Below are 26,563 nucleotides of genomic sequence, written 5' to 3'. Positions count from 1 at the left end.
GTGCCGGACCGAATCCGCTCAGATCCGCTTCTCGGCCCGGCGGCGCATCCAGAACAGACCGCCGCCGACGACCGCGGCGGTCACCAGCCCACCGCCGATGGCGATGTCGGTCGGGGTCGCCCCGGAGGTGGAGCTGCCGCCGAGACCGCCCTGGACACCGCCGATGACGGTGAAGGCGGCGGGACGGGTCAGCGTCTTGCCGGAGCAGTTGACGGTGATGTCGTGCGTGCCGGGGCGCGCGTTGGAGTTGATGGTCGCCGTGCCCTTCGAGGTCTCGTTGGCGCCGTGGACCGGCGTCAGCGTGGTCGTCGGGAAGGCGTTGGAGGTCGCGGTCCCGCCGTCGCGGCAGCCGTCGACCGTGATGGTCAGCTGGCCGCCACGGGCGATGACGCTGGGCAGGGCGACGATGTTGCTCGGCTGGTCCCAGGCGACGGCCGCCGGGGCGGCGAGCCCGAGGGCGGCGACCGCCGCCGCTGACACCGCAAGGGCACGAGAATTACGCATCTGTTCCTCCGCGGAAGGCGCCCCGGGACCCGTCCCCGGTCGATCGGCGAGAAAGCGCCTCCAAGAAAGACCCTCAGTTGCCCGGCACAGAGCCGCATTTCGAGAATGGTCCGTCCTGGTGAGAGGACACGCCGAAGGAAAACCGCACAATCGGATATTGCCGCAGGTCACGGACCGTCAGAAATTTCCTGGTCACGGCAACTCGGATGGCGCACCAGGGATTGCCGAACGGACGCGGCGCCACCCGTTCGCAGGTTCTTCCGTCGCCGGTTTCCCGCGCGGGACTTAGCGTTCTCGTATGCGCGAATGACGCGGCGACGGCCGCGTCGAGAGGGGAATCGAATGATTGGGTCCGAGCTGGCCGAAGAGGAGGAGCAGCGGAGGAAGCGCGCTCCTTGGGGCGTGATAGCGCTTGTTCTGCTGACCGGCCTCGCGCTCATTCGGAATGGTTCGGGGGAGTTCGACGTGGGCCCGCCGCAGCCCGCGTCGGCCGCCGCCGCGGACAGCCGGGTCTCGGGCACCGTCTTCGCCGACGCCCCGGCCCCGCTGCCGTACGCCGAGCCGGACCGGGTCCGGATTCCCGCGATCCGGGTGGACGCTCCGATGATGCCGGTGGGCCTGGACAACGAGGGGTGGGTCGGCGCGCCGCCGCCGGAGGACCCCAATCTGGCGGGCTGGTTCACCGGGGCCGTGTCGCCCGGCGAGAAGGGCACCGCGGTCGTGGTGGGTCACGTCGACAACCAGCAGGGCCCGGCGGTGTTCTACGGGCTCGGCGCCCTGAAGCAGGGCAATCGCGTCGAGGTGGCGCGCAGGGACGGCAAGACGGCCGTGTTCGAGATCTACGGCGTCGAGGTCTTCGAGAAGAACGACTTCCCCGGTGACCGGGTCTACCGCTCGAAGGGCGCCGCGGAGCTGCGGGTCATCACCTGCGGCGGTGGTTTCTCCAAGCAGAACGGCTACGACGGCAACGTGGTGGCCTTCGCCCGCATGGTCGAGGTCCGCTGAGCACAGCGGGCCCCGACCGGGTGTGCGGACGGGTCAGGCGTACTGCCGGCGGGGGACGGTGATGTGGTACCCGGCGTCCAGCAGGTCGGGCAGGTAGTCCCGGAGCGCGCGGACGCTCTGGGAGCGGTCGCCCCCGGCGTCGTGCGAGAGCACCACGACGCCGGGGGCGGCGCCGTTCTCGACCCGGTGGGCGATGGTGCGGGCGCCTGGGGTCTGCCAGTCGAGGGTGTCGACGGTCCAGGCCAGCGGTTCCATGCCGAGTTCGGCGCCGATCTGGAAGGCGGCCCGGTTCCAGGCGCCGTAGGGGGCGCGGAACCATTCGGGGCGTTCGCCGCAGGACTCCTCGACGATGTCGGAGGTGCGTTCCATCTGGGAGCGGATCTGGCGGCGGCTGAGCTGGGTGAGCAGGGGGTGGGACCAGGTGTGGTTGCCCACGACGTGGCCCTCCTCCACCATCCGTTCCAGCAGGTCCGGACGGAGTGCCGCCATCTCCCCGCACACGAAGAACATCGCGCGCACGTCGTACTCGGCGAGGGTGTCCAGGACGGCGGGCGTGTAGCGGGAGTCGGGGCCGTCGTCGAAGGTGAGCACCATGGTCCGGCCGCGGCCGTTGACGCGCAGCATCGGGGAACTGCGCACCAGGGTGCGGCGGGGCGCGGCCCGGGGCGGGCCGTAGCCGGTGAGGGGCTGTAGTCGGTAGGCGGAGGGCTTGAGCGCGCGGTGCGCCTGGGGACCGGCGGCGGGGGCCGCGGCCTTGACCTGTTCGGCTTCCGAGCCCAGGACCACCAGTCCGGCGGTGCCCGCGGCACCGACTGCGGCGGCACCGGCGAGCAGGGCCCGGCGCCGGGTGAGCAGCCGGGAGAGCAACTGATCCTTCTGCATGACTCATCAGTCGCCCGCCCGGACATCGACGCACCACGACGGCACCGGGTCGGCGCAGGGATTCCACCCGGGCGGCTCATGACGGAGTGTCAGCAGCTCCCCCGGACGGTCCCGGGCGGTGCCGTCGACCGGCGGACCGGCGGGTTCCGATAGCCTCGGCCCGTGACGGAACAGCACGGGCACCGGTTCGAGCGGGGTACGGACGGGCCGAAGGTCATCGTGGTCGGGGTCGACGGGTCGGAGTCCTCGCTGCGGGCCGCGGCGTACGCGGGCGGTCTGGCGCGCCGTCAGAACGCCTTGCTGGCCGTGGTGTACGTGCAGCCGGTGATGCCGGCGGGCGCGGCGCTGGGGGCTCCGGTCGCCGAGGTGACCGACGAGATCGCCGAGGATCTGGTGGCGCAGATCCAGGAGGCCACCGAGCGCACGAGGGGGATATTCGATGTGCGCTGGGAGTTCCACACCTTCCGCGGTGACCCGTACAACGGCCTGGTCAAGGCGGCCGACGACCTGAAGGCGGACGCGGTGGTCGTCGGCGCCTCGGAGCAGGCGGGGCACCGGATCGTGGGGTCGGTGGCGGTACGGCTGGTGAAGGCCGGGCGCTGGCCGGTCACCGTGGTGCCGTAGCGGTCCTCCGGGTCACACCGAGCGCAGGAAGTCCCGTACGACGGCGGTGAACTCCTCGGGCTTCTCCAGGTTGAGGTAGTGGCCGACGCCCTCGATGGTCGCGGTGCGGCCGTTGGGGACGGTACGGGCCATGCGGTCGGCCGCGTCCAGCAGTCCGGCCGGTTCGAGGCCGCCGTTGAGGGCGAGCAGCGGTGCGGCGATCTCCGGCAGGCGGGGCCGGCAGCCGGTGACCGGGATGTGCCAGTCCTTCTCCCCCGGCGCGTGCTTGCTGATGGTGTGCAGGGCCATGTCCCGGAGCCGGTCCAGCATCCGCGGGTCCATGTCGTCCAGGGAGCGGTGCTCTCCGGCGGCCACCCGCAGGAAGGCGTCCAGCCAGCCCTGGATGTCGCCCTGACCGAGGGTGCGCGCGTACTCGGCCTGTATGCCCTGTGTCCAGGCGTCCTCGTACTGGTAGTCGCCGGTCGCGGAGCCGCAGGCGACGACGGCCCGGACGAGGTCGGGGTGCTCCAGCGCGGTCTCCGTCGCGATCACCCCGCCCATGGACACCCCGATCAGGGTGGCCGGCCCGGTGTCGAGGTGGCGCAGCAGCTCGGCGAGGTCGTCGGACCAGCGGAACGGCCGGGTGGCGTTGGCCGAGAAGCCGTGGCCCCGTACGTCGGGTGCGATCACCCGGTACTCCTCGGCGAGCGCCGGGATCCGGTCGGTCCAGTAGCGGTGGTCGACGAATCCGCAGTGCAGGAGGACGACCGGGTCGCCGGAGCCGGTGTCGACGTAGGCGAGGTCACCGTCGGTGGAGGGGAAGAGGCGAAGATCCGCAGCAACTGTCATGACAACCAAGGTGTCATCTCTCCCTCACTTTGACAACCCAGTTGTCATGATGGACCGGTGCATGATGTCCCGGTGAACGCCAACGACGCCCCGCTGTCCCCCGACGACCTCGGCCACCATGTCTCCGAGGTGTTCGATCTGGTCGGCGCGCTGTACCGGCGCGGACTGCGCAAGGTCGAGCAGAGCGAGCAGGTCGAGGGGGTCTCCGTCGGCGTGCGCTCCGTCCTGGTGCTGCTGCGCAGGCACGGGCCCATGACGGTGCCCCGGATGGGCAGGATCATGGCGCTGTCCCGCCAGTTCGTGCAGCGCATGGTCAACGACGCGACGGCGGAGGGCTGGGCGGAGGCCATCCCCAACCCCGCCCACCAGCGCTCCTCGCTGATCCGGATCACCCCCGCGGGCGAGACGATGATCGACGCGATCCTCGCCCGCGAGCACGCCCTGAACCGTCAGGTCGGCGGCGATCTGACCGCCTCCGAACTGTGGGCGTGCAAGCGGGTGCTGAAGGAGATGCTGAAGACCTTCGACGAGGGCGAGACGGGCTGAGACGCGGCGACTCGAAAGTCCCCGGGGACAGTCCCGGGGACTACTCCCCCATCACCAGACCGTCCTTGGCCGCGCCCCGGCTGAGCACCACGTCCCGGATGCGGTCGCGCACCCCGGCGACATCGGCGCCCTCCTTGAGCGCCTGGTTGAGGTTGACCACCCGTCCCGCGTCGACATCGAACAGCTGGGGTACGAACTCGGCCTTGGTCACCTGCCAGCGGGCGCCCTTCTTCTCCGGCGGCGCGAAGGTGAAGCGGCCGATCGTGGACTGGTTGCCCCGCGGGTCGGGGCCGCCGCCGTGGTTGAACATCTGGCCCGCGATCTGGTCGCCCATGCCGTAGATCACCCAGGTGCCGTTGACCTTCTCGTAGGCCTGCGGGACATGGGCGTGGGTGCCGAGGATCAGGTCGATGTCGGGACGGTCGCCGGTGCGGGCGGCGGTGAGGGAGCGGGCCAGGGCCAGCTGCTGCCGGTCGGGCTCGTCCTGCCATTCGGTGCCCCAGTGCAGGGACACCACGACCACGTCGGCCCCGGCCCGGCGGGCGGTGCGGGCGTCGGCGACGATCCTCGCCTCGTCGATGAGGTTGACGGCCCAGGGCTGTCCCGGCGGCAGCGGGTAGCCGTTGGTGCCGTAGGTGTAGGAGAGGTGCGCGACCCGGGCGTCGCCCACGGGCAGCACGGTGACCGTGCGGGCCTCGGCCTCGGTGCGCGCGGTCCCGGCGTGGCGTACGCCCGCCCGGTCCAGGGCGTCCAGGGTGCGGGCGATGCCCGCGGCGCCGTCGTCGAGGCTGTGGTTGGAGGCGGTGGAACAGCCGTCGTAGCCGGTGGCGGCGAGCCCGGTGGCGACCTCCGGCGGGGACTTGAAGGCCGGATAGCCGGTGTAGTCGCCGTCGGCGCCGTAGACGGTCTCCATGTGGCACAGGGCCACATCGGCGCGGGAGACCAGGGGCTTGACCCCGGAGAGCATGGGGCGGAAGTCGTAACCGCCCCCGCCCGCGTCGAAGCGGGCGCGGTCGATGATCGAGCTGTGCGGGAGCACGTCGCCGGTGGCGACGAGGGTGAAGGCGCCGGCGGCCGTGGCGGAGGGGGCCGGACGTCCGGGCGGCTCGTGCCGTTCGGCCTGGCAGGCGGCGCCCGCGGCGAGGAGGGCCGTCAGGGCCAGGGCCACCTGTCGACTGCGTGCGATCATCACTCACCCCGATGTGGTCGTATTTACGTACCAACAGGTAAGAATCGGGATGGTTCGCTACGGGGTTCCGACACGCCCATTAGCCCGTCCGGCCCTCGACGAACGGCGGCCCGAACCGTTCGTCGAACCGTTCATCGACGCGATCGACCGTCCGTCGCAGACCCGTGTGCGCGATCTGGGCACGGACCGCCCCCTGCGGTGCCATACGGCCATGACGGCCGGAACCACTCTCATGACCGAGACGACGACCGCCGAGCACGAGCTCGCCGCGCTGCAGCGGGAGCACGGCCGGCCACTCTTCGCGCTGCTGCTCAGGCTCTGCGACGGGGACCGGCAGCGCGCCGAGGACCTGGTCCAGGAGACCCTCGTACGGGCCTGGCAGCATCCCGAGGCCCTGCGCGCCGACGACTTCGACTCCGTACGCCCCTGGCTGATGACCGTCGCCCGGCGGCTCGCCATCGACGCGCGGCGGGCCCGGCAGGCGCGGCCCGCCGAGGTCGGCGACGCGATCCTGGAGAACGCCCGGGTGTGTGCCGACCACGCCGAGCGATCGGCCGCGACCCTCGATGTCCGCGAGGCTGTGAAGACACTCACTCCGGAGCACCGTGAAGTCCTGGTGCTCGTGTACTTCCAAGGAGCCAGTGTTGCGGAAGCGGCGAAAGCCCTCGGCATCCCGCCCGGTACCGTGAAGTCCCGCGCGTACTACGCGCTGCGCGCCCTGCGCCGGATGCTTCCCGGATACGCGGCCGACCTGCGGTGAAACCGTGAGCCGAGTCAAACCTCCGTAAAGCGCCTTGCTGTGGACCATGGTTGAGTAATCGGCTGTCTTCATCCGTGTTCCGGAAGGGGCGCCCCGCACGGGGCCCCGGATCGGGCGACGCGTACGCACCGGAGGAAGGCAGGAAGGGATGCTGCACAGAGGCCACGAGAGCACGGACGACACCGGCGGCGGTGAACTGACCGTTCCCATGGCGTGGTTGTACGCCGAGTACATCGCCGACGAACTGCTGCGCACCGGCGATCTGATGCCGCCGACGTCGTTCGAGTTCCGCGCCGGGCGGGACGCGCTGGCGCTCACGATCTTCCTGTCCGACGACGGCGGTGAACTGTCCGGCATCCGCGTCGTCTCCCAGCTCGACACCTGGCTTTCGCTGACGGCGTACGACCAGCCCTGGCAGGACTGGGTGCGCGAGCGGATGGCCGGGCTGGCCGCCCAGGCGATCGAGTCCGGGGGGCCCACGCCCGACCTGGATCTCGCCGAGGCGGCCTGGCGCTGGCTGGAGGAGACCGAACTGCTCGCCCCGGACCTGAACGCGGTGCCCGGCGGCGGCGTACCCGTCGGCGAGGACGAGGGTCCGAAGGTGTGGACCCCGGCCTGGCAACTGGGTCTGCCCTTGGGCCACTTGGCGATCCACCTGTTCTAGGCGCCCTGCTCGGGGGGCCGCGGGGCCCGTCCGGAAAATATTTCCGGCACGGGACCAATCCGCTGCCCCGGCCGCTCCGAATCCTTTGGTTGCGATTCTGTGTGTGGCTTGAGTGATTCGGCGGTCTGCTGCGTACGGATGGGAGCAAGGAGTAACCCACCCCGCACCCAACGGCACCGAGGAATCGCATGAGGTCCCTGGAGAGGCATCGCGACGTCGCCGCCTACGCGCTCGGCGTGCTGGATGAGGCGGATGCCTTCCGCTTCGAGGATCACCTCATGGAATGCCCCAGCTGCGCGGCGCGCGTGACCGAGTTCGGCCCCGCCACCCGGCAGTTGATGCTGTACCGCAACGCCACCCCGCGCTCGGTCCACCCCATGGCCAAGCCCGGCCCGCGGCTGCTGGACCGGCTGCTGGGCGAGGTCGCGGGCCGCGGCCGGATGCGGCGCAGGCGGCTGCTGTACGGTCTGGCCGCCTCCGCGGCGGTGGCGCTGGCCTCCCCCGGGATCGCCATGATGGCCGCGGACGGCGGGTCGTCGGCCCGCGTGATCGACGCCACCGACGAGCGCTCGGGGGTGTGGGCCCAGGTCACCGCCGAGGAGGAGCCCTGGGGCACCCAGGTCGAGCTGAAGGTCAAGGACGGTGCGGGTCCGCGCGCCTGCCGGCTGATCGCGGTCGGCCGCGACGGCTCGCAGCAGATGGTCACCAGCTGGACCGTGGCCCGCCACGACGCGCGCGAGAACACCATGATGGGCGCCGCCGCCTTCCGCCCCGACGAGATCGCCCACTACGAGGTCCGCACCGCGGACGGCGAGCACCTGGTGACGCTCGCCTTCGGCTGACCCCCGGGCCCGTGGCCGGACGTGCTACTTCAGCAGCCGCGACATCCTCCGGTCCGCCAGGGGCTTGCCGCCCGTCTGACAGGTGGGGCAGTACTGGAGCGAGGAGTCGCTGAAGGAGACCTCGCGGATGGTGTCGCCGCAGACCGGGCAGGGCTCGCCCGTACGGCCGTGGACGCGCAGGCCGCTCTTCTTCTCCGCCTTCAGGCGTCCCGCCGCCACACCCCGCGAGCGGTCGACCGCCTCGGTCAGGGTGGTGCGCAGGGCCTCGTAGAGGGTGTGGGTCTCCTCCGGGGTGAGCTTGGCGGCCAGCTTGAACGGGGACATCTTCGCCGCGTGCAGGATCTCGTCGCTGTAGGCGTTGCCGATCCCGGCGATCAGGGACTGGTCGCGCAGGGCTCCCTTGATCCGTCGGCGCTCGTCGTTGAGCAGGGCGGCCAGGCGGGCCTCGTCGAAGTCGTCGGCCAGCGGGTCGGGGCCGAGGCGGGCGATGCCGGGGACCTGCTGGGGGTCCTGGACGACGTAGACCGCGAGGCGCTTCTGGGTGCCTGCCTCGGTCAGGTCGAAGCCCTCGCCGGTCTCCAGGGCGACCCGCAGGGCGAGCGGGCCCTTGCCGGGCTTGGGCGGTCCGTCCGGGAGCCGGTCCTTCCAGTGCAGCCAGCCCGCCCGGGCGAGGTGGGTGATCAGATGGGGGCCGTCCGCCGTGCGCAGGTCCAGGAACTTGCCGTACCGCGCGACCCCGGTGACCTCGCGGCCCTCGACGGCGGTCAGGGGCGGGTCGTACGTCTTCAGCACGCTGACCGCGACCGGGAGCACCCGGACGATCTCACGTCCGACCAGGTGCTCGGTGAGGAAGTCCTTCAGCGCTTCGACCTCGGGGAGTTCCGGCATGGGTCCAGGGTGCCATCCGGGCTCAGCCCCGGCCCGAGACCAGGAACTCGCACCACACGCACTTGCCGCCGCCGCGCGCCTCCACTCCCCACACATCGGTGAGCAGTTCGACCAGCAGCAGACCCCGCCCGGAGACACCGTCGGCACCGGCCTCGCGGCGGCGGGGCAGGGCGCTGGAGGAGTCCTCCACCTCGACCCGCAGGCGCAGGTCGGCGCCGCTGAGCACGCGCAGGGTGACGACCGCCGCGCCTTCGGTGTGCATGAGGGCGTTGGTGATCAGTTCGTCGGCGACCAGTTCGATCTCGTCGGCGCGCTGGCCCGAGCCCCAGGCGCGCACCGCGGCGCGGATCATGTGCCGGGCCTGGGACAGGGCCTCCGGGTCGCCGGGCGCCACATGCTGCTGGAGCCGGCCGCCGCGCCGCGGGCTGTCCACGCCCCGGCGCCGCAGCAGGAGCAGCGCCACGTCGTCGTCGCCGCCGCGCTCCTCGGCCACCTCGATCAGCCGGTCGGCGAGCTTGCGCACGTCGTCGTCGCTGTCGGCGACCAGGGCGGACAGGGCGTGCATGCCCTCGTCGAGGTCGGAGCCGGGCAGTTCCACCAGTCCGTCGGTGCACAGCAGCAGGGTGTGCCCGGGGTCCAGCTCCAGGGTCCGCACCGGGTACTCCAGTTGCCCGAACTCCGCGGACAGTCCGAGCGGCAGCCCGCCCTCCATGGTCACCCGTCGGCAGGTGCCGTCCGATTCGCGGACCAGCGGGTCGATGTGCCCGGCGCGGACCACCTGGACCACGCCGGTGGTCAGGTCGGCCTCCGCGTACAGGCAGGTCGCGAACCGGTCGGTGTCCAGTTCGTGGAGGAAGACCGAGGCGCGGGCCATCACCGTCGCCGGGGTGTGCCCCTCGGCCGCGTAGGCGCGCAGCACGATACGGAGCTGGCCCATGACGGCCGCCGCGTGCGTGTCGTGGCCCTGGACGTCCCCGATGACCGCGCCGACCCGTCCGCCGGGCAGCGGGATCAGGTCGTACCAGTCGCCGCCGATGTCCCGGCCGAGGGTGCCGGCCGCGGTCCCGGCCCGGTAGCGGACGGCGACGTCGGCGCCGGGGACGCTCGGGATGGTGCGCGGCAGCATGGCCTGCTGGAGCCCGGCGGCGAGGTCCTTCTCCTCTTCGTAGAACATGGCCCGTTGCAGGCTCTGCGCGATGCTGCTGCCCAGCGCCACGAGGACGTTGCGTTCCTCGGCGGAGAAGCCGTGCCGGTCGTTGTAGAGCAGGCCCATGGCGCCGATCGGCCGGGCCTGGGCGATCAGCGGGAGGTAGGCGGCCGAGGTGATGTGCAGATCGGTGATGTGGGGCCACAGGATGGGGTAGCCGTCCGCGAACTCCTCCGGCGACTCGATGAACCGCGGGGTGAGCGTGCGCACCACCTCGCTCATCGGGTACGGCTCGTCGATGCCGGTCACGCGGGTGCCGGGGACGAAGCTGCCCGCGGGGCCCTCGGCGATCAGCCGGATGCGGCCCGCCTCCACCAGTCCCATGACCAGGCTGGTGGCGCCCAGGTGGGTGAGGCCGTGGGTGTCCTTGAGTACGTCGATGACGTCCTGGACCGTGCGGGCGTGCGCCAGCGCGGCGGTGGTCAGCTCGACCACGTTGGTCTGCCGCCGGCGGCTGGCCTCGTCCGCGTCGGCCCGGTCCCGGCGCTCCTCGATCTCGCGCAGCTCCTGGGTCGCGTCCCGGACGATGCCGATGATGCGGCGCGGGCGGCCGGTCTCGTCCCGCCGGATGTAGCCCTGGGTGTGGGTCCAGCGCAGGCTGCCGTCGCGGCGGCGGATACGGAAGTAGGCGCCGTAGTTCTCGCTGCCGTCCTTCATCGCCTGGGAGACGAGGGCGTCCAGCCGGTACCCCTCCGTCCGCGGCACCCGCGCGGAGAGGCTCTCCGGGTGGCCGTCGTATTCGTCGGGGCGCAGGTCGAAGACCTCGTACGCCTGCGCGTCCATATGGAACAGCCCGCTGTCCAGGTCCCAGTCGAAGCTGCCCATACGGTTGAGCGCCAGAATCGGATCCGGGTGGGCGGGCCAGTCGTCCGGGAGTGACAGGGCGCTCGCTCCCCGATCAACCATGGGCCCACCTTGCCAGCATTTGTCCGATTCTTCGAGTGGGAGGAGTCGACTCGGTGACTCGATCTTCCGGCCGCCGAGGGACCTCACCGCATCCTCCTGCCCCCCACTGGGAACTTCATCCACAATTGTCCGCCTCACCTGCATGAATGACGCAAACCGAGTGTTTGCATACACAGAGTGACGGCATCGGTGGAGGCTGGTCCCGGCAGCACAATGGAACGAAGGAGCGCAGGCCGTGGAGTGGTTCACCGCATCGGAGTACTGGCTGAGCCGGCTGGTCTTCCAGCGGGCCCTCGCGGGGCTGTACCTGGTCGCGTTCCTGACGGCGGCGCTCCAGTTCCGCCCGCTCATCGGCGACCGGGGGATGCTTCCCGTGCGGCGCTACGTGGAACGGGTGCCGTTCCGGGCCGCGCCCAGCCTGTTCCACTGCCACTACTCGGACCGCTTCTTCGCCCTGTGCGCCTGGTCGGGGTGCGCGGTGTCGGCGGCGCTGCTCGCGGGCGTGGACACGCTGCTGCCGCTGTGGGCCGCCATGCTGCTGTGGCTGGTGCCCTGGGCGCTGTACCTGTCCATCGTCAACGTGGGCCAGACCTGGTACTCCTTCGGCTGGGAGTCCCTGCTGCTGGAGGTGGGGTTCCTGGCCGTCCTGCTCGGCAACGACAAGGTCGCCCCGCCGATCGTGGTGCTGTTCCTGCTGCGCTGGGTCCTGTTCCGCGTGGAGTTCGGGGCGGGCCTGATCAAGATGCGGGGCGACGCCTGCTGGCGGAATCTGACCTGCCTCTACCACCACCACGAGACCCAGCCGATGCCGGGCCCGCTGAGCTGGTTCTTCCACCACCTCCCCCGGCCCCTGCACCGCGTCGAGGTGGCCGCCAACCACTTCACCCAGCTCGTCGTGCCGTTCCTGCTGTTCACCCCGCAGCCCGTGGCCACGGCCGCCGCGTCCCTGATGCTCCTCACCCAGCTGTGGCTGGTGCTCTCGGGCAACTTCTCCTGGCTGAACTGGCTCACCATCGCGCTGGCCGCCTCCGCGCTCCGCCTCCCGGACACCTCCCCCACCGTCCCGGACCCGCCCGTCTGGTACACGGCCGTCGTGCTCGCCGTCTCCGGTGTGTTGCTCGCCCTGAGCTACCACCCGGTGCGCAACATGATCTCCCGCCGCCAGGTGATGAACCGCTCCTTCGACCCGCTCCACCTGGTCAACACCTACGGCGCCTTCGGCAGCGTCACCCGGATCCGCCACGAGGTGGTGATCGAGGGCACCGCGGACGAGACCCCGCGCAAGGACTCGGACTGGCGGGAGTACGAGTTCAAGGGCAAGCCCGGCGATCCCCGGCACTGGCCCCGCCAGTTCGCGCCGTACCACCTGCGCCTGGACTGGCTGATGTGGTTCGCCGCGCTCTCCCCCTCCTACGCGGGCAACTGGTTCGGCACGCTGGTGGAGCGACTGCTGGAGGGCGACCGGGCCACCCTGAACCTGCTGCGCCGCTCCCCCTTCCCGCCCGAGGCGCCGCCCCGCTACATCCGCGCCCGGCTCTTCCGCTACCGCTACACCACCTGGCGGGAACTGCGGGAGACCGGCGCCTGCTGGGAGCGGACGTATGTGAGGGAGTATCTGCCGCCGACGCGGCTGGCGGCGGAACGGAGTTATTCGTAGGTCAGATCCCGTAGACCCGGGAGGCGGTCCGGGAGAAGACCTCCTCCCGCTCCTCGTTGGTGAGCCCTTCCGTCAACTTCCTTTTGAGCCGCATCACTTGCTCGTACGGAGCGACCTGTGTGCACACCGGCCAGTCCGAGCCGTACATCAGCCGGTCCGGACCGAAGGCCTCCAGGGCGGTGTCGGCGTACGGGCGCAGTCCCGCCACGGTCCAGTCGGCGGGGTGGGCCTCGGTGAGCAGGCCGGAGAGCTTGGCGACGGTGTTGGGCAGGGCGGCGAGGGCGCGCAGGTGGCTCGCCCAGGGTTCGAGGGCACCGGAGGCGATGGGCGGCTTGCCCACATGGTCGAGGACGAAGGTGAGTTCGGGGTGGCGGGCGGCGGCTTCGGCGCAGGCGGGGAGCTGGTGGGGCTGGACCACCAGGTCGTACGCCAGTCCGGCCTCGGCCACCGCGGCGAGCCCGCGCCGTACGTCCGGCCGCAGCAGCCAGCGCGGGTCCGGTTCTCCCTGCACCTGGTGGCGGACGCCCTTCAGCCGGTGTCCGCCGGGGAGGGCGCGCAGGCGGGCGAGTTCGTCTCCGGCATCGGGTGCGGTGAGGTCGGTCCAGCCGACCACGCCGGCGATGAACCGGTGGGCGTCGGCGAGGGCGAGGAATTCCGGGGTCTCCTCGGGCACGGTGACGGTCTGGACGAGGACGGCCCGGTCCACTCCGGCGGCGCGGGCCCGCGGCTCCAGTTCGGCGGCCGTGAAGGTGCGGCGGAGCGGGCTGTCCCCGGCGATCCAGTCCTGGTCGCGCACGGCCAGGTCCCACACATGGACATGCGCGTCGACTGTCATGAGGGCTGCTCGCTGATCCGATCCAGTTCCTGCCAGAAGGCGTCGGGGACGGGCGTGGCGAACTGCTCGGCGCAGTCGCGTACTTCGGCCGCCGAGCGGGCGCCCACCAGGACATCGGTGACCGCCGGATGGGACGCGCAGAAGGCGAGGGCGGCGGCGCGCAGGCTGATGCCGTGGCGTTCGGCCAGCCGCCGCATGCGCAGGGCGCGGTCCACCAGCTCGGCGGGCGCCCGGGTGTAGTTGTACGTCGCGCCCGGTCCCGGGTCTGCCAGCAGGCCCGAGTTGAAGGGGCCGCCGATGACCACCGACACGCCCCGTTCCTGGGCGGCGGGCAGCAGCTCGTCGAGGGCGGTGCGGTCGAGCAGGGTGTACCGGCCCGCGCACAGCACCGTGTCGACGTCGGTGTCGCGGACGAAGCGGGTCAGCATCCCGGCCTGGTTCATCCCGGCGCCTATCGCGCCGACCACTCCCTCCGAGCGGAGCCGCTCCAGGGCCGGGTAGCCCTCGCGGAAGGCGACCTCGGCGTGGTCGTCGGGGTCGTGGAGGTAGACCAGGTCCACCCGGTCCAGGCCGAGCCGTTCCAGGCCGGCGTCCAGGGTGCGGCGGATGCCGTCGGCGGTGAAGTCCCATACGCGGTGGTGCGTGGCGGGTACGGCGAAACCGTGGGCCAGGTCGTCGCCGCCCCGGGCGGACGGCTCCAGTCTGCGGCCCACCTTCGTGGAGATCCGGTACTGCTCGCGGGGCCGGTCGCGCAGGGCCGCGCCCAGGCGGCGCTCGGAGAGGCCGAGGCCGTAGTGCGGGGCGGTGTCGAAGTAGCGGATGCCCGCCTCCCAGGCCGCGTCGACGGCGGCGTGCGCCTCTTCTTCGGTGACCTCGGTGTAGAGGTTGCCGAGGGCGGCGGCGCCCAGGCCGAGCCGGGTCACGGGGTCACCGGCCGCGGGCGCAGGCCCTGCATGCCGCCGTCGACGGCGAGGGCGGTGCCGGTGGTGGCGCCGGACAGGGGGCTCGCCAAGTAGGCGATGGCGCCCGCTACTTCGGCGGCCGAGACCAGACGGCCGGTGGGCTGGCGGGCCTCCAGGGCGGCGCGTTCGGCAGCCGGGTCGGGGGCCCGGTCGAGCAGGCGGGCGATCCAAGGGGTGTCCGCCGTGCCGGGGTTGACGCAGTTCACGCGGATGCCTTCCTGGACGTGGTCGGCGGCCATGGCGAGGGTGAGCGAGTACACGGCCCCCTTGGTGGCGCTGTACAGCGCGCGCTGCGGGAGTCCGGCGGTGGCGGCGATGGAGCAGGTGTTGACGATCGCCGCGTGCCGGGACCGGCGCAGGTGCGGGAGGGCGGCGCGGGCGGTGCGGACCATGCCGACGACGTTGACGTCGAGGACGCGGTGCCATTCGGTGTCGTCGTTGTCCTCGACGGTGCCCTGGGCGCCGACGCCCGCGTTGTTGACCAGTACGTCGAGTCCGCCGAGGTCGGTGACGGCGGCGGCGACCGCCTGCCGTACCTGGGTGTCGTCGGTGACGTCGGCGCGGTACGCGAGGAGGGGCTCGTCGACGGAGGAGGGGTCGAGGTCGAGGACGGCGACCTGGGCGCCGCGTGCCGCGAGGAGGTCCGCCGTGGCCCGGCCGATACCGGAGGCGCCGCCGGTGACCAGGGCTCTGAGCCCGGCGAAGTCGCTCATGCCGACCGCCCGTTCCGCTTGACCGTCCGGAGGTCGTCGGCCCAGAAGGCGCCGTCCGGGAAGGTGTACCGCGCGATCGACTCGGGGCGCATGGCGGCCGAGAAGCCCGGGGCGGTGGGTGCCGTGTAGTGACCTTCGCGGATCAGCACGGGGTCGAGGAAGTGGTCGTGCAGGTGGTCGACGTACTCGATGACCCGGTTCTCGGTGGTTCCGGAGACCGCGACGTAGTCGTACATCGACAGGTGCTGGACGAGTTCGCACAGCCCGACCCCGCCCGCGTGGGGGCAGACGGGGACGCCGAACTTGGCCGCGAGCAGCAGGACGGCGAGGTTCTCGTTGACGCCGCCGACGCGGGCGGCGTCGATCTGCACGATGTCGAGGGCGCCCGCCTGGAGCAGCTGCTTGAACACGACGCGGTTCTGGATGTGTTCGCCGGTGGCGACCTTCACGGGGGCGACGGCCCGGCGGACGGCCGCGTGGCCGAGGATGTCGTCGGGGCTGGTCGGCTCCTCGATCCAGTACGGGTCGAACTCGGCGAGCGCGGTGGTCCAGCGGATCGCCTCGGGGACGTCCCAGCGCTGGTTGGCGTCGACCGCGAGGCGGATGTCCGGGCCGACGGCGGCGCGGGCGACGCGGCAGCGCCGGATGTCGTCGGCGAGATCCGCGCCGACCTTCAGCTTGATCTGCCGGAAGCCGTCGAGGACCGCCCGGGCGGCGAGCCGGGCGACCTTGTCGTCGTCGTAGCCGAGCCAGCCGGCGGAGGTGGTGTAGGCGGGATAGCCGTGCGTCCGGAGCGCCTTGATGCGCTCGCCGGCACCCTCCCGCCCCCGGCGCAGGATCTCCAGCGCCTCCTCGGGGGTGAGGGCGTCGGTGAGGTAGCGGAAGTCGATCTGGCGGACGATCCATTCGGGTGCGGCGTCGGCGAGGAACCGCCACAGCGGCTGGCCCGCGCGCTTGGCGGCCAGATCCCAGACGGCGTTGACGACGGCGCCGATCGCCATGTGCATCACGCCCTTCTCGGGGCCCAGCCAACGCAGTTGGCTGTCGCCGATCAGGTCACGGCTCAACGTCCCCGGGTCGGCGCACAGTTCGTCCACGTCACGCCCGACCACATGCCCGCGCAGCGCTTCGACGGCGGCCACCTGGACCTCGTTGCCCCGTCCGATGGTGAAGGTGAATCCGTGCCCCTCGTGTCCGTCGGCGGCGTCGGTGCGCAGTACGACATAGGCGGCGGAGTAGTCGGGGTCCGGGTTCATCGCGTCGGAGCCGTCGAGGTCGCGGGAGGTGGGGAAGCGGATGTCGTGGGTGTCAACCGTGGTGACGCGGGCGGGGGTTGGGGGCATGGAGTGCCTTCCTGCCTTCCGGTCGGTTGCCGCATGCTTATCAGACCACTCGGGGAGCGGAACACCCTCTGTTCGCGACATTCCTGGCTTGATCCGTCAAGTGGTCCTACCACTTTCGTGGTTAGACTTCGGCTCACCGGCGAGCGGAGGAAGCGCGTGGACGAGGGGACGGGCCTGCGGAAGGGCACCGTGACACAGCGCGCCATCGAGCGGATCAAGGCGTTGATCGCCGAGGGCAGTCTGGAGCCGGGGCAGCGGCTGCCGACCGAGCGCGATCTCGCGGCACAGCTCGGCATCTCCCGCAGTTCGATGCGCGAGGCGATCCGGGCGCTCACCGTGATGGGCGTACTGGAGGCCCGGCACGGATCCGGCATCTACGTGACCCGTCTGGAGGCGGGGGATCTCCTGGAGACCTTCGGCGTGGTCGCCGACCTGTCCCGGGGCACCGGTCTCGTGGAGCTGCTGGAGGTGCGGCGGATCCTGGAGTCGGCGGCGACCGCGATGGCCGCCGCCCGCATCACTGCAGATCAACTCGCCGAGGTGGAACGGCGTTTGAAGGCCATGCACGCCACCGACGACCCGGAGGAGGTCCTCGTCCACGACCTGGCCTTCCACCGGGAGATCGCCCTGGCCGCCGGCAACGCCACCATGGCCGCGATCCTGGACAGCCTCTCCTCGCGCACCTTCCGCGCCCGCGTCCGCCGCGCCTACCAGGAAGAGGGCGCCCTCGACCGCACCCGCCACGAGCACGCCGCCATCCATCGCGCGCTGGTCGCCCGCGACCCGGACGCGGCGCGGGCCGCGGCGGCGGTGCACGTGGGGGAAGTGGAGGCGTGGCTGCGGGCGCGGTCGGGGACACGCTGAACAGGCACACTCACCCCGGCAGCACGCGCACCTGCCCGTCCGGCAGCTTCTTCCACCAGTGCCCGTACCGGCTGTAGACCCGTGACTCCCGCTCGGCCAGCCAGGCCACCAGCCCTCGGGCCTCCTCCGCGAGCCCTTCCCATGCCTCGGACGGCAGGTCGTGGAAGGCGGTCGCCTCGATGCCCCCGGTCTCGGCGACGCGCCAGACCCCGGCGACCTTCCCGTCGACGAGCAGCGTCGGCAGCACATCGCCGTTGACCCGGGTCACCAGGGGACGGTACTCGGGCGGGATCACCCGGGAGCGGTCCGCGTGGGCGAGCAGCACGCTGTCCCACATGGCCATCAGGCGGGGCGGGGCCGGTGTGTCCGCGTCCGGCAGCAGGCCGCCCGGGATGTCGTACAGCACCGTCCCGTCGGGCCCCTCCAGTTCCTCCAGTGAGTCGGCGAGCTCGCGCACCGCCGTGCGGACGCGGCCCCGCCGCACGGTGCCGAACTGGGCCATGTCGGCCACCGAGGCGGGCCCGAACGCGGCCAGACAGCGCGGGACCAGCTCCAGCAGCGCCGCGTCCGCCCCGCCCTGGAAGGAGTCGTCCGGCCCGGCGACGTACGCGGGTGAGGTGCCGAAGGACCACGGCCCACCGGTCACCGCGTGCACCAGCGGGGCATACGCCCTCAGCCCCCACCACGCACCGTCCTTCCGCTCCTCCCCGACGCGCTCGGCGAGCCACGTCGTCATGTCGCCGTTGGATCGCGGCTCCTGGTCTGCGAACTGCAGCAACCCCGGCTGCAGTTCGTCCGCCGTCGCCGGGGTCAGTCCGGCGGCCGCGTAGCGGTACCCGAGCCGGGTGGCGCGCAGCGTGGGATACATCGCCGCCCTCAGCAGCGGATAGTCCTCGCGGTGGACGGCGTGCAGGGTGATCCGCAGCAGCGTCGCCTTGAGCAGCGTGCGGTCGGCGAAGGCGGTGTCCAGGCTCGCCGGGTCGAAGCCGTCGAGCCTGTTCCACAGGGCCAGGTACGGCGACTCCGGCTGCTGCGCCTGGAGCGCCAGGATCCGCCGTACGGCGTCGGCGGCGCCCAGCGGCTCGCGGCGCAGCAGCAGTTGGCGGCCGAGAGTGGCCCGGTTCAGTTCCCGCTCGCTGATCTTCACAGCACGGAGTCTGCCCTCCGGAACCGCAACGTGACCAGCTCGAACGGACGCAGGCGTACGTTCACCCCCGTGCCGTCATGCTCCACCGCGCTGTCGGGCAGCGGGCGCTCCAGCAGGTCGGTGGCGGTGAGGGAGGTGAAGGCGAAGCCGGCGGTGAGGCGCGCGCGGCAGCGGCCGCCGTGGGCCTCGTGGAAGCGGACGACGACGTCACCGCTGCCGTCGTCGGCGAGCTTGACCGCGGTGACGACGACCGCGTCCCGGTCCACGCCCACCAGCGGCGCGACCTCGCCTGCGCCGGTGAGCCGTCGCTCGGGCAGGTTGATCCGCCAGCCCTCGCGGACCGCGTCGGCGATGTCCGCGCCCGGCACGAGGGCGTGCCGGAAGCGGTGGACGCCCTGGTCGGTCTCGGGGTCGGGGAAGCGCGGGGCGCGCAGCAGGGAGACCCGGACCGTGGTGGTCGTGCCATGGTCACCGTCGGTGCGGACGGTACGGGTCACGTCGTGGCCGTACGTCGAGTCGTTGACGATCGCCACGCCCCAGCCCGGTTCCTCCAGGTGCACGAAGCGGTGGTTGCAGGCCTCGAACTTGGCCGCCTCCCAGGAGGTGTTGGTGTGGGTGGGCCGGTAGAAGTGCCCGAACTGGGTCTCGGAGGCGTACCGTTCGGCGTGCACGTCGAGCGGGAAGGCGAGCTTGAGGAACTTCTCCGTCTCGTGCCAGTCCACCTCGGTGTCCACCAGCAGCCGCCGCTCCCCCGGCGCGAGGGAGAGCAGTTGGGTGACGCGGGAGGCGCCGAAGGAGCGGGTGACGCGTACCCCGTCCCCTTCCGGGGCCATCTCGTCCAGGTCGGTGAGGTCGGTGACCGTGTTCCGGTAGAACTCGTCCACATCCCAGGCGTCCCACATGTTCGGGAAATCCGGGTGGAGTTGGAGGAGGTTCCCGGCCCGTCCGGGGGCGATGGACTCCCGGTCGGCGTCATGGTCGTAGGCGGAGACGACCAGGCCCTGGGCGTCGATCTCGACCCGGAGCAGGCCGTTGTCGAGGACGTGTCCGCCGCCGGGGCGGTCGGAGACCATGGTGCGTCCCCCGGTGACCGGGGTCCGGGCGCCGCCCGCCGGGACGCCTTCGCGGATGTGCGGGGCGGAGTTGAACACGAGCGGCGTCGTGCCTTCCCCGGCGAGGGCGCGCTGGGCGGCGTCGATGATGCCGTCGAGATCGGCGGCCAGGCGCTCGTAGGTGGCCCGTGCCTCCCGGTGCACCCAGGCGATGGAGGAGCCCGGCAGGATGTCGTGGAACTGGTGCAGCAGCACCGTCTTCCAGACGCGGTCCAACTCCTCGTACGGGTAGGGGAATCCGGTGCGCACCGCCGCCGTCGCCGCCCACAGCTCGGCCTCGCGCAGCAGGTGCTCGCTGCGCCGGTTGCCCTGCTTGGTCCTGGCCTGGCTGGTGAGGGTGGCCCGGTGCAGTTCGAGGTACAGCTCGCCGACCCACACGGGCGGGTCGGGGTATTCGGCCTCGGCCTTGGTGAAGAACTCCGCCGGGGTCTCCCACACCACGGTCGCCGAGCCTTCGAGGTCGCGCAGCCGAGCGGCCTTGGCGACCATCTCGCGGGTGGTGCCGCCGCCTCCGTCTCCCCAGCCGGTGGGCGCGAGGGAGTGCCGGGCGACACCCTTGTCCTTGAAGTTCCGGGCGGCGTGGGCGATCTCCCCGCCCTTCATGGAGCAGTTGTAGGTGTCGACGGGCGGGAAGTGGGTGAAGATCCGGGTGCCGTCGATGCCTTCCCAGGTGAAGGTGTGGTGCGGGAACTTGTTCGTCTGCGACCAGGAGATCTTCTGGGTCAGCAGCCACTTGGAGCCCGCCGCCTTGATGATCTGCGGGAGTCCGGCGGCGAAGCCGAAGGTGTCGGGCAGCCACGCCTCCTCGTTCTCGATGCCGAACTCGTCGAGGAAGAACCGCTTGCCGTGCACGAACTGCCGGGCCATCGCCTCCGAGCCCGGCATATTGGTGTCCGACTCCACCCACATCCCACCGGCCGGCACGAACCGCCCGTCCGCGACCGCCTTCTTCACCCGCGCCCACACCTCGGGCCGGTGCTCCTTCACCCACGCCCACTGCTGGGCCTGGGACATGGCGAACACGAACTCCGGTTCGTCCTCCAGCAGCGCCGTCATGTTGGCGGTCGTACGGGCCACCTTGCGAACCGTCTCGCGCAGCGGCCACAGCCACGCCGAGTCGATGTGCGCGTGCCCCACGGCGCTGATGCGGTGGGCGGAGGGCACGGCGGGCTCGGACAGCACGGTCTCCAGCCGGGCGCGTGCCTGGGCGGCCGTGCCGTTCACGTTCTGGAGGTCGATGGCGTCCAGCGCCTTGTCCACCGCGCGCAGGATGTCCCAGCGGCGCGCGGAGTCCACGGGCAGCTCGGCCATCAGCTCGCCGAGCACCTCCAGGTCGAGTACCAGCTCCCACACCGTCTCGTCGAGGACGGCGAGGTCCATGCGGGCGAGCCGGTACTGCGGTTCGCTGCCCGCGGTCTCCTTGTCGCCCAACTGGGTCGGCAGGAAGGGGTGGTAGTCGAGGATGACGGGGTTGGAGGCGGCCTCGATGTGCAGGCACACCTCCTCGCCGCCCTCGACGGGGGCGCCGACGCGCACCCACTGGTTGCGCGGGTTGAGGCCCTTCACCGGGGTGCCGTCGGGGCGGTAGACCAGGCCTTCGCACTGGAAGCCGGGCATGTTCTCGTCGAAGCCGAGGTCCAGCAGCGCCTCGACGGTCCGCCCGGCCCACGCCTCGGGAACTCTCCCGGTCACCCGGAACCAGCTCGTGCCCCACGGAGCGCCCCAGCGGGCGCCCACCTCGACCGGCTCGGGCTCGGCCGCGAGCCCTTCGGCGACCGGCACCGGCTCGCCGGGGGCGTGCCAGACCGCCACGTCGAGCGGCACGGACTCGGGGTACACGGCGGGGCGGATGCGTTCGTCGAGGACGCGCTTGAGTCGGGCTTCGACCAGGCTGCGGTCGTCATGCATGCGGGGTGCTCCGTAGGTCGTCCGGGTGGGGGGTAGTAGCCAGGCGTCTGCCACGGTGGCGGGTGGCTACCAGGTGTCTGCCAAGGTGGCGGGTGGCTACCAGGTGTCGGTCACAGTGGCGGGTGGCTACCAGGCGTGCGTCACGGTCGCGGGGGTGGAACTGGTGTACAGCTCCCCTACCGCGCGCACTTCGAACCGCGCGGCAGTCTCGCCCTGCTCGGGGCGCAGTCCGGTGAGGAAGTACGCCTGCTGGCAGGTGCCGCCGAGGAAGCGCCGGGTACCGTCGGGGAGCAGGCGGTGCAGGGTGTAGTGGCGTACGGCGCCGGGTGCGGGGTTCCAGGCCAGGCGCAGGTCGCCGCCGCTCGCGCCGGTGACGCGGAGGGCGGTGGGGGCGGCGGGGGTGCAGGGTGCGGCGGAGCGGACGGCGAGCCCGCCGAGCCGCCAACGCACCGGGCCGTGGCCGCCGTCGGCGGGGGTCAGGCGAACGCCGATCGCCCGGATGCTGCCGGTCAGCCCTGTGAGCCGTACGGTCGCCGTCTGCCAGCTGTTGACCGAGTTCACAGGGAAGTAGGTGTACGGCGGTGTCGACCCCGGAGTGTCGGGGTCGGCCGTGGCAACAGCCAGCTCGACGTCGACCGCCCCCGAGTCGACCCGATGGGTGAGCTCGACAACCGTGTTCACACCCACCGGCAGCCGGGTCGCGTACACATCCAGCACCGCCGGAGCGGTCAGTTCACCGTCCACCAGCACACTGCTGCCGCCACACCAGGCGTCCGCGAAATCGAAGTTCACAGCGGGCCGCGCACCCGAGGTGTGCACAACCCACCGCCGTGAAGGCAGCCGGTCCTGCAACCCCAGATGGTTCCAGGGCACGTCCGACGCCACCGCACCCCGCTCGTACCACCGCAGCCCGTGCCCGGTGTTGAACACGCTCGCGAACGGCACCGAGGTCACCGTCGACCGGTCCGCCACCGACACCGCCGGCGCCCGCCAGGAGTCGGTGGCGTCCGGCCGCGAGGGATCCAGCGACCGCCCGCTCCAGAACCGGTCGTCGGCGGCGTGGAACTGCTCCGGCGTGCGGCTCGCCGGGAGGTGGTTGCGCGTCCACTCGGGCCGGTAGAAGCCCACCGACACCACCTGGTCCCGGTCCCTCGGCACCATCGCGTCCCAGTTCACGGCCCGGTTCCAGCCGCCGGCCTCCACGTCGACGCCCGCCCACAGCTCGTACCGACTCCGCCCGATCTGCTCCGCCCGCTGTCCCGAGGACGCCAGGCTGCTCGCGGACCACCGGAAGTCCACGAACATGTCGTCGGCGGTCTCGAAGAAGGGCTGGTTCTGCGCGTTGAGCGCCCCCTGCCAACTGACGCCGCCGTTCACGGTCATCGAGTCGTACCAGGTCACCCGCTGCCCGACCGCCGCCGCCCGGGACTTCAGCTCCCGCAGGAAGCCGAGCATGTCGGTGGCCAGCGCGGCGTTCCCGCCCCCGGTCTCGGCGTTCACGAACCACCCGTCGAACCCGTACGCCCGCGCCACGGCCACCAGCCGCTCGGCCAGCGGATAGCGCCCCGCGGAGTCCTTCTGCACCAGATCCCGGGTCCACCGCAACTGCCCGCCGTAGGCCACGGGCGGCAGGAAGATGTTGCCGAGCACCCGCACCCCGTGCCGGTGAGCGGCGTCCACGATCGGAGCATTCGGGGCCAGGATCAGACCCTCCCCCGAGGAACCGCCCCAGAAGACCAGTTCGTCGAGGTAGGCCCAGTGGGTGAGGGCGTAGTAGTCGGCGGTGGCCGAGCCCTGCGAGGGGTTGCTGGAGGTCGGCGCGAAGGACACCAGGGACTGGATGCGGGCCTGGTCCGCGCGGGCGGTCGCGTTGACCGGCGCCGGGGTGAACCGGGCGGCGAGTGGGACGGAGGCGGCGTTGAAGGCGAGGTCGGGGTCGTCCTCGGCCCGCCAGGCCTTCAGGCCGCGCCAGGTGATGCCGGGGCCGGGGCTGCCGGAGGGCAGGGAGTCCGGGTACCAGTACGAGGCGTAGGGCGGGGGCGCGCTGGCCTTCGGTCCCTTCCTACCGACGGCTCCAGGAGCCGCGGTCGCGGGCAGCGCGGGCGTGACGGCCGTGGTGGCGCCCGCGATCAGCAGGGCGCGTCTGGTGGGGTTCACGAGCGGGTGCCTCCTTGTGGGGTGGGGAGTACCTGGTCGGGAGTGACCACTTCGGTGATGCCGCGCGCCGCGAGATGGGCCGGGTTGTCGGCGCGGGTGTCGAGGACGGTGGTGGGCCGGGCGCCGTCGGCGGCCAGCCGGAAGTAGGCGTCGAAGACGGGACCGCCGGGGGCGCACCGGGACCGGACGGCCGGGTCGGCGGGGACGACGAGCGCGGTCGTACGGACAGGGGCCGGGCCGGGCTTGCGGGCCGCCGCCCCGGCGAGGACCCGCGCTGTGTCCTTCGGTTGCCGCTCGCTGGTCAACAGCCCCAGCCCGTATTCGAGTTCGGGGAAGTCCGCGAGTTGCCGGGACACGTCGTGGGAGCACCACCAGGTGATGCCCCACAGGTCGGGACAGTCCAGGGCGTGGGCGACGGTGGCCTCGGTGAAGGCGGCGGCGTACTCGGCGGGGATCAGGGGCGCCGGGGCACCCACCTCCTGGAGCCAGACCTGCCGCCGTGGATCGTCGGCCCATGCCTTGCTCAGCTCGACGAGGTACGCGGCGTGGTGCTCGGTGGGGACGGAGACCCGGCCGTGGCGCTGTGCGGTGCCGTTGAACACCCAGGAGTGGACGGCGGTGACCGCGCCTAGGCGGGCGGCCTGGGCGGGGGTGAAGGGCTGGTCGTCCTGGTACCAGGTGGCGTCGTACTCGGCGTGCAGGTGCAGCCGTCCGGGGGCGCCCTCCGCGCAGGCGGCGAGCATCCGCTCCAGCCAGGCGTCGATCTGGTCGGTGGTCGCCCGGTCGGGGTCGGGGTGGGGGTCGGCCGCGAACTGGTTGATCTCGTTGCCGAGGGTCATGCCGAGGAAGTTGGGCCGGTCGGCGAGGGCGGCGGCGAGGGTGCGGAGGTAGGCGGCCTGACCCTCGATGACCGCCGGGTCGGTGAAGAGGTTGCGCCGGTGCCAGGTGCGGGTCCAGGCGGGCAGGAAGTCGAAGCTGCTCAAGTGGCCTTGCAGTCCGTCGACGTTGACGTCGAGGCCGCGTTCGGCGGCGGCGTCGACGAGGCGGACGAGGTCGGCGACGGCGCGTTCGCGGATGAGGGTGCGGTTCGGCTGGAAGTAGGGCCACAGCGGGAAGACCCGGATGTGGTCCAGGCCCAGTGCGGCGATCGAGTCGAGGTCGGCGCGTACCGCGTCGAGGTCGAAGTCGAGCCAGTGGTGGAACCACCCGGTGCTCGGGGTGTAGTTGACGCCGAGGCGCACGGCAGGAGTCAATGCGTGTCCTTGTGACGGAGGTCGGTGGTTCAGCCCTTGACGGCGCCCTCGCCGACGCCGCGGAAGAAGTACCGCTGGAGGCAGGCGAAGAGGGCGATGAGCGGGGCGACGGCGATGACGGTGCCCGCGGCGACGAGGCGTTCGTCGTTGGCGAAGGTGCCGTGCAGGTAGTTGAGGCCGATGGTGAGGGTGAACTTGGAGGGGTCGCTGAGCACGATGAGCGGCCACAAAAAGTCGTCCCAGGCGCCCATGAAGGCGAAGATGGCGACGACGGCGAGGGTGCCCTTGACCGAGGGCAGCGCGATCCGGGTGAACCGCTGCCAGACGTTGGCGCCGTCGACGAAGGCCGCCTCCTCGATCTCGTAGGGAAGGTTGAGGAAGGCGTTGCGCATGAGCAGGACGTTCATGGCGCCGATGCAGCCGGGCAGGACGACGGCGATCAGGGTGTTGTTGAGGCCGAGGTCCCGCATGGTGGTGAACTGGGCGATGATGATGCCCTCCACGGGGACCAGCATCGCCAGGATGAAGGCGAGCGTGGCGGCGCGGCGGCCCCGGTAGCGCAGCCGGGCGAGCGCGTAGCCGGCGAGGGCGGCGCCGACGCAGTTGGTGACGACGTTGGCGGTGGCCACCTTCAGGGAGTTGAAGGCGTAGTCCCAGACGGGGATGGTGTCGGCGACCCGCTCGTAGTTGTGCAGGGTCGGCTCGCCGGGCAGGAACTTCGGCGGGGAGGTGTAGATGTCCTCGGTCGGCCCCTTGAGCGAGGTGGACAGCTGCCACAGGAACGGCCCCACGGTGAGGGCGAGCACCGCGAGCAACAGGGCGTAGCGCAGGACGAGTTCCCAGGCCTTGATGCGGCGGCCGTTGTCGTCGGTGACCTTCACGTCTCGCTCCTTCGGTCCGCGCGCAGGACGAGCAGCATCAGGGCGACGGTGATGACGAAGACGACGACGGAGATCGCGGAGGCGTAGCCGACGCGTCCGGTGAGGCCGGTGCCGGTGCGCTGGACGAGCATCACGAGCGTGGTGTCCTCGCCGGCCGGGCCGCCGCTGGGCCCGGCCATCAGGTAGACCTCGGAGAACACCTTGAACGCGGCGACCGACGACAGCGCGCCGACGAGCACCATGGTGGAGCGGACGGCGGGCACGGTGACGGTAAGGAAGCGGCGTACGGGTCCGGCTCCGTCGACCGAGGCGGCCTCGTGGAGTTCGCGGGGCACGTTGGCGAGGGCCGCCAGGTAAATGATCATGTAGTAGCCGAGGCCCTTCCAGACGGTGACCGCCATGGCGCTCAGGAGCAGCAGCCACTGGTCGCTGAGGAAGCCGACCCGGCCGACGCCGACGGTCTCCAGCAGGGCGTTGACCAGGCCGCGTTCGTCGAGCAGCCACACCCAGATCAGGCCCACCACGACGATGGAGGCGACGACGGGGGTGTAGAAGGCGGACCGGAAGAAGGCGATGCCGGGGATGTTCTTCTGCACGAGCAGCGCCAGCAGCAGCGGAAGGATCACCAGCGCCGGGACGACGCCGAGGACATAGAGGGTGCTGTTGCGCAGGCCGATCCAGAACATGTCGTCGTGGAGCAGCTCGCGGAAGTTGGCGAGGCCCACGAACTCGCCCTCGATCAGGGTGCGGCGGTCGGTGAAGGCGTTGATCAGGGTGGAGACGAAGGGGTAGAGGACGAAGGCGCCGATGATCAGCAGCCCGGGAGCGGCGAACAGCCAGGGACTCACCGGTAGTTGACGCCTCACCCGGGACGCGGTGGACATGG

Annotated in this window: 24 protein-coding genes; 8 read left to right on the top strand and 16 right to left on the bottom strand. The window is 71.7% G+C overall.

The window, feature by feature from the left end; all coding sequences use genetic code 11:
• Positions 1-18: 18 nt before the first annotated feature.
• Positions 19-504: a hypothetical protein gene (locus ACZ7L7_RS18075; protein ID WP_285511856.1), complete on the bottom strand. Its 486-nt coding sequence runs from the start codon at positions 502-504 to the stop codon at positions 19-21.
• A gap of 342 nt (positions 505-846) precedes the next feature.
• Here ACZ7L7_RS18075 and ACZ7L7_RS18070 point away from each other — a divergent pair, with 342 nt between their 5' ends.
• Positions 847-1,509 (top strand): class F sortase, encoded by a 663-nt coding sequence (locus tag ACZ7L7_RS18070; protein ID WP_285511855.1) that lies wholly within the window; start codon positions 847-849, stop codon positions 1,507-1,509.
• Positions 1,510-1,542: 33 nt separating this feature from the next.
• On the opposite strand, the gene ACZ7L7_RS18065 is transcribed toward ACZ7L7_RS18070, so the two are convergent.
• A complete protein-coding gene (locus tag ACZ7L7_RS18065) occupies positions 1,543-2,391 on the bottom strand; it encodes a polysaccharide deacetylase family protein (protein ID WP_453604133.1) in 849 nt (282 codons plus the stop codon).
• Between the two features lie 162 nt (positions 2,392-2,553).
• Here ACZ7L7_RS18065 and ACZ7L7_RS18060 point away from each other — a divergent pair, with 162 nt between their 5' ends.
• The gene (locus tag ACZ7L7_RS18060) at positions 2,554-3,015 is read left to right on the top strand and encodes a universal stress protein (RefSeq protein ID WP_285511853.1); all 462 of its coding nucleotides are present in this window, start codon (positions 2,554-2,556) and stop codon (positions 3,013-3,015) included.
• 12 nt (positions 3,016-3,027) lie between these two features.
• Here the strand turns inward: ACZ7L7_RS18060 and ACZ7L7_RS18055 are convergent, their stop codons facing one another.
• Entirely contained in the window at positions 3,028-3,843 is an 816-nt protein-coding gene (locus ACZ7L7_RS18055; protein WP_472076451.1) for an alpha/beta fold hydrolase, read from the bottom strand.
• 72 nt (positions 3,844-3,915) lie between these two features.
• Between ACZ7L7_RS18055 and ACZ7L7_RS18050 the strand changes: the two genes are divergently transcribed.
• Positions 3,916-4,389, top strand: a complete 474-nt coding sequence (locus tag ACZ7L7_RS18050) for a MarR family winged helix-turn-helix transcriptional regulator (protein WP_285511851.1) — start codon at positions 3,916-3,918, stop codon at positions 4,387-4,389.
• A 40-nt stretch (positions 4,390-4,429) separates the two neighbouring features.
• Here ACZ7L7_RS18050 and ACZ7L7_RS18045 read toward each other — a convergent pair whose 3' ends face one another.
• Positions 4,430-5,578 carry a CapA family protein gene (locus ACZ7L7_RS18045; protein WP_472076449.1) on the bottom strand — a complete coding sequence of 383 codons (1,149 nt, stop codon included), beginning with the start codon at positions 5,576-5,578 and terminating at the stop codon, positions 4,430-4,432.
• A 211-nt stretch (positions 5,579-5,789) separates the two neighbouring features.
• Between ACZ7L7_RS18045 and ACZ7L7_RS18040 the strand changes: the two genes are divergently transcribed.
• From ACZ7L7_RS18040 to ACZ7L7_RS18030, 3 genes are all read left to right on the top strand, one after another.
• Positions 5,790-6,338, top strand: coding sequence for a sigma-70 family RNA polymerase sigma factor (locus ACZ7L7_RS18040; protein ID WP_453604127.1), 549 nt, complete (start codon positions 5,790-5,792; stop codon positions 6,336-6,338).
• A gap of 148 nt (positions 6,339-6,486) precedes the next feature.
• Positions 6,487-7,002, top strand: coding sequence for a hypothetical protein (locus ACZ7L7_RS18035; RefSeq protein WP_285511848.1), 516 nt, complete (start codon positions 6,487-6,489; stop codon positions 7,000-7,002).
• Positions 7,003-7,190: 188 nt separating this feature from the next.
• On the top strand, positions 7,191-7,844 hold the full coding sequence (locus tag ACZ7L7_RS18030) for a zf-HC2 domain-containing protein (protein ID WP_453604125.1): 654 nt from the start codon (positions 7,191-7,193) through the stop codon (positions 7,842-7,844).
• Positions 7,845-7,868: 24 nt separating this feature from the next.
• Here the strand turns inward: ACZ7L7_RS18030 and ACZ7L7_RS18025 are convergent, their stop codons facing one another.
• Positions 7,869-8,732, bottom strand: a complete 864-nt coding sequence (locus tag ACZ7L7_RS18025; RefSeq protein WP_453604124.1) for an Fpg/Nei family DNA glycosylase — start codon at positions 8,730-8,732, stop codon at positions 7,869-7,871.
• Positions 8,733-8,754: 22 nt separating this feature from the next.
• Complete coding sequence (locus ACZ7L7_RS18020; protein ID WP_285511845.1) at positions 8,755-10,845, bottom strand: SpoIIE family protein phosphatase; 2,091 nt, start codon at positions 10,843-10,845, stop codon at positions 8,755-8,757.
• Between the two features lie 235 nt (positions 10,846-11,080).
• Between ACZ7L7_RS18020 and ACZ7L7_RS18015 the strand changes: the two genes are divergently transcribed.
• Positions 11,081-12,502, top strand: a complete 1,422-nt coding sequence (locus tag ACZ7L7_RS18015) for a lipase maturation factor family protein (RefSeq protein WP_472076445.1) — start codon at positions 11,081-11,083, stop codon at positions 12,500-12,502.
• A gap of 1 nt (position 12,503) precedes the next feature.
• Here ACZ7L7_RS18015 and ACZ7L7_RS18010 read toward each other — a convergent pair whose 3' ends face one another.
• Genes ACZ7L7_RS18010 through ACZ7L7_RS17995 form a run of 4 tightly spaced genes read right to left on the bottom strand, consistent with a single transcriptional unit; the run spans position 12,504 to position 16,355 of the window.
• A complete protein-coding gene (locus ACZ7L7_RS18010) occupies positions 12,504-13,337 on the bottom strand; it encodes an amidohydrolase family protein (RefSeq protein WP_453604119.1) in 834 nt (277 codons plus the stop codon).
• Positions 13,334-14,260: an aldo/keto reductase gene (locus ACZ7L7_RS18005; protein ID WP_285511842.1), complete on the bottom strand. Its 927-nt coding sequence runs from the start codon at positions 14,258-14,260 to the stop codon at positions 13,334-13,336. Before ACZ7L7_RS18005 ends, ACZ7L7_RS18010 begins: the two co-directional genes overlap by 4 nt.
• A complete protein-coding gene (locus ACZ7L7_RS18000; RefSeq protein WP_472076443.1) occupies positions 14,257-15,012 on the bottom strand; it encodes an SDR family NAD(P)-dependent oxidoreductase in 756 nt (251 codons plus the stop codon). Before ACZ7L7_RS18000 ends, ACZ7L7_RS18005 begins: the two co-directional genes overlap by 4 nt.
• A complete protein-coding gene (locus ACZ7L7_RS17995) occupies positions 15,009-16,355 on the bottom strand; it encodes an L-fuconate dehydratase (protein ID WP_472076441.1) in 1,347 nt (448 codons plus the stop codon). The genes ACZ7L7_RS18000 and ACZ7L7_RS17995 overlap by 4 nt, the downstream gene beginning before the upstream one ends.
• A 156-nt stretch (positions 16,356-16,511) precedes the next feature.
• Here ACZ7L7_RS17995 and ACZ7L7_RS17990 point away from each other — a divergent pair, with 156 nt between their 5' ends.
• Positions 16,512-17,219, top strand: a complete 708-nt coding sequence (locus tag ACZ7L7_RS17990) for a FadR/GntR family transcriptional regulator (protein WP_285511839.1) — start codon at positions 16,512-16,514, stop codon at positions 17,217-17,219.
• 10 nt (positions 17,220-17,229) lie between these two features.
• Here ACZ7L7_RS17990 and ACZ7L7_RS17985 read toward each other — a convergent pair whose 3' ends face one another.
• The 6 genes from ACZ7L7_RS17985 to ACZ7L7_RS17960 form a co-directional block, all read right to left on the bottom strand.
• The gene (locus ACZ7L7_RS17985) at positions 17,230-18,366 is read right to left on the bottom strand and encodes a winged helix DNA-binding domain-containing protein (protein WP_472076439.1); all 1,137 of its coding nucleotides are present in this window, start codon (positions 18,364-18,366) and stop codon (positions 17,230-17,232) included.
• A complete protein-coding gene (locus tag ACZ7L7_RS17980) occupies positions 18,363-21,386 on the bottom strand; it encodes an alpha-mannosidase (protein ID WP_472076437.1) in 3,024 nt (1,007 codons plus the stop codon). Before ACZ7L7_RS17980 ends, ACZ7L7_RS17985 begins: the two co-directional genes overlap by 4 nt.
• Positions 21,387-21,512: 126 nt before the next feature.
• A complete protein-coding gene (locus ACZ7L7_RS17975; RefSeq protein WP_472076435.1) occupies positions 21,513-23,543 on the bottom strand; it encodes an endo-beta-N-acetylglucosaminidase in 2,031 nt (676 codons plus the stop codon).
• A complete protein-coding gene (locus ACZ7L7_RS17970; protein ID WP_453604138.1) occupies positions 23,540-24,784 on the bottom strand; it encodes a glycoside hydrolase 5 family protein in 1,245 nt (414 codons plus the stop codon). The genes ACZ7L7_RS17975 and ACZ7L7_RS17970 overlap by 4 nt, the downstream gene beginning before the upstream one ends.
• Positions 24,785-24,825: 41 nt before the next feature.
• Positions 24,826-25,677, bottom strand: coding sequence for a carbohydrate ABC transporter permease (locus ACZ7L7_RS17965; RefSeq protein WP_453604105.1), 852 nt, complete (start codon positions 25,675-25,677; stop codon positions 24,826-24,828).
• Positions 25,674-26,561 carry a carbohydrate ABC transporter permease gene (locus tag ACZ7L7_RS17960; protein WP_285511834.1) on the bottom strand — a complete coding sequence of 296 codons (888 nt, stop codon included), beginning with the start codon at positions 26,559-26,561 and terminating at the stop codon, positions 25,674-25,676. The genes ACZ7L7_RS17965 and ACZ7L7_RS17960 overlap by 4 nt, the downstream gene beginning before the upstream one ends.
• Positions 26,562-26,563 lie beyond the last annotated feature (2 nt).

Source organism: Streptomyces sp. NPDC110618 (genome assembly GCF_055657065.1).
The sequence above is the reverse complement of the archived record's forward strand: the minus strand, read 5'-3'. Positions and strand labels throughout refer to the sequence as shown.

What these genes read in the sequence shown, in the direction of transcription:
- ACZ7L7_RS18075 (WP_285511856.1), bottom strand. Translation starts at nt 504, where the DNA reads ATGCGTAATTCTCGTGCCCTTGCGGTGTCAGCGGCGGCGGTCGCCGCC.
- ACZ7L7_RS18070 (WP_285511855.1), top strand. Translation starts at nt 847, where the DNA reads ATGATTGGGTCCGAGCTGGCCGAAGAGGAGGAGCAGCGGAGGAAGCGC.
- ACZ7L7_RS18065 (WP_453604133.1), bottom strand. Translation starts at nt 2,391, where the DNA reads ATGCAGAAGGATCAGTTGCTCTCCCGGCTGCTCACCCGGCGCCGGGCC.
- ACZ7L7_RS18055 (WP_472076451.1), bottom strand. Translation starts at nt 3,843, where the DNA reads ATGACAGTTGCTGCGGATCTTCGCCTCTTCCCCTCCACCGACGGTGAC.
- ACZ7L7_RS18045 (WP_472076449.1), bottom strand. Translation starts at nt 5,578, where the DNA reads ATGATCGCACGCAGTCGACAGGTGGCCCTGGCCCTGACGGCCCTCCTC.
- ACZ7L7_RS18040 (WP_453604127.1), top strand. Translation starts at nt 5,790, where the DNA reads ATGACGGCCGGAACCACTCTCATGACCGAGACGACGACCGCCGAGCAC.
- ACZ7L7_RS18035 (WP_285511848.1), top strand. Translation starts at nt 6,487, where the DNA reads ATGCTGCACAGAGGCCACGAGAGCACGGACGACACCGGCGGCGGTGAA.
- ACZ7L7_RS18030 (WP_453604125.1), top strand. Translation starts at nt 7,191, where the DNA reads ATGAGGTCCCTGGAGAGGCATCGCGACGTCGCCGCCTACGCGCTCGGC.
- ACZ7L7_RS18025 (WP_453604124.1), bottom strand. Translation starts at nt 8,732, where the DNA reads ATGCCGGAACTCCCCGAGGTCGAAGCGCTGAAGGACTTCCTCACCGAG.
- ACZ7L7_RS18020 (WP_285511845.1), bottom strand. Translation starts at nt 10,845, where the DNA reads ATGGTTGATCGGGGAGCGAGCGCCCTGTCACTCCCGGACGACTGGCCC.
- ACZ7L7_RS18010 (WP_453604119.1), bottom strand. Translation starts at nt 13,337, where the DNA reads ATGACAGTCGACGCGCATGTCCATGTGTGGGACCTGGCCGTGCGCGAC.
- ACZ7L7_RS18000 (WP_472076443.1), bottom strand. Translation starts at nt 15,012, where the DNA reads ATGAGCGACTTCGCCGGGCTCAGAGCCCTGGTCACCGGCGGCGCCTCC.
- ACZ7L7_RS17995 (WP_472076441.1), bottom strand. Translation starts at nt 16,355, where the DNA reads ATGCCCCCAACCCCCGCCCGCGTCACCACGGTTGACACCCACGACATC.
- ACZ7L7_RS17980 (WP_472076437.1), bottom strand. Translation starts at nt 21,386, where the DNA reads ATGCATGACGACCGCAGCCTGGTCGAAGCCCGACTCAAGCGCGTCCTC.
- ACZ7L7_RS17960 (WP_285511834.1), bottom strand. Translation starts at nt 26,561, where the DNA reads ATGTCCACCGCGTCCCGGGTGAGGCGTCAACTACCGGTGAGTCCCTGG.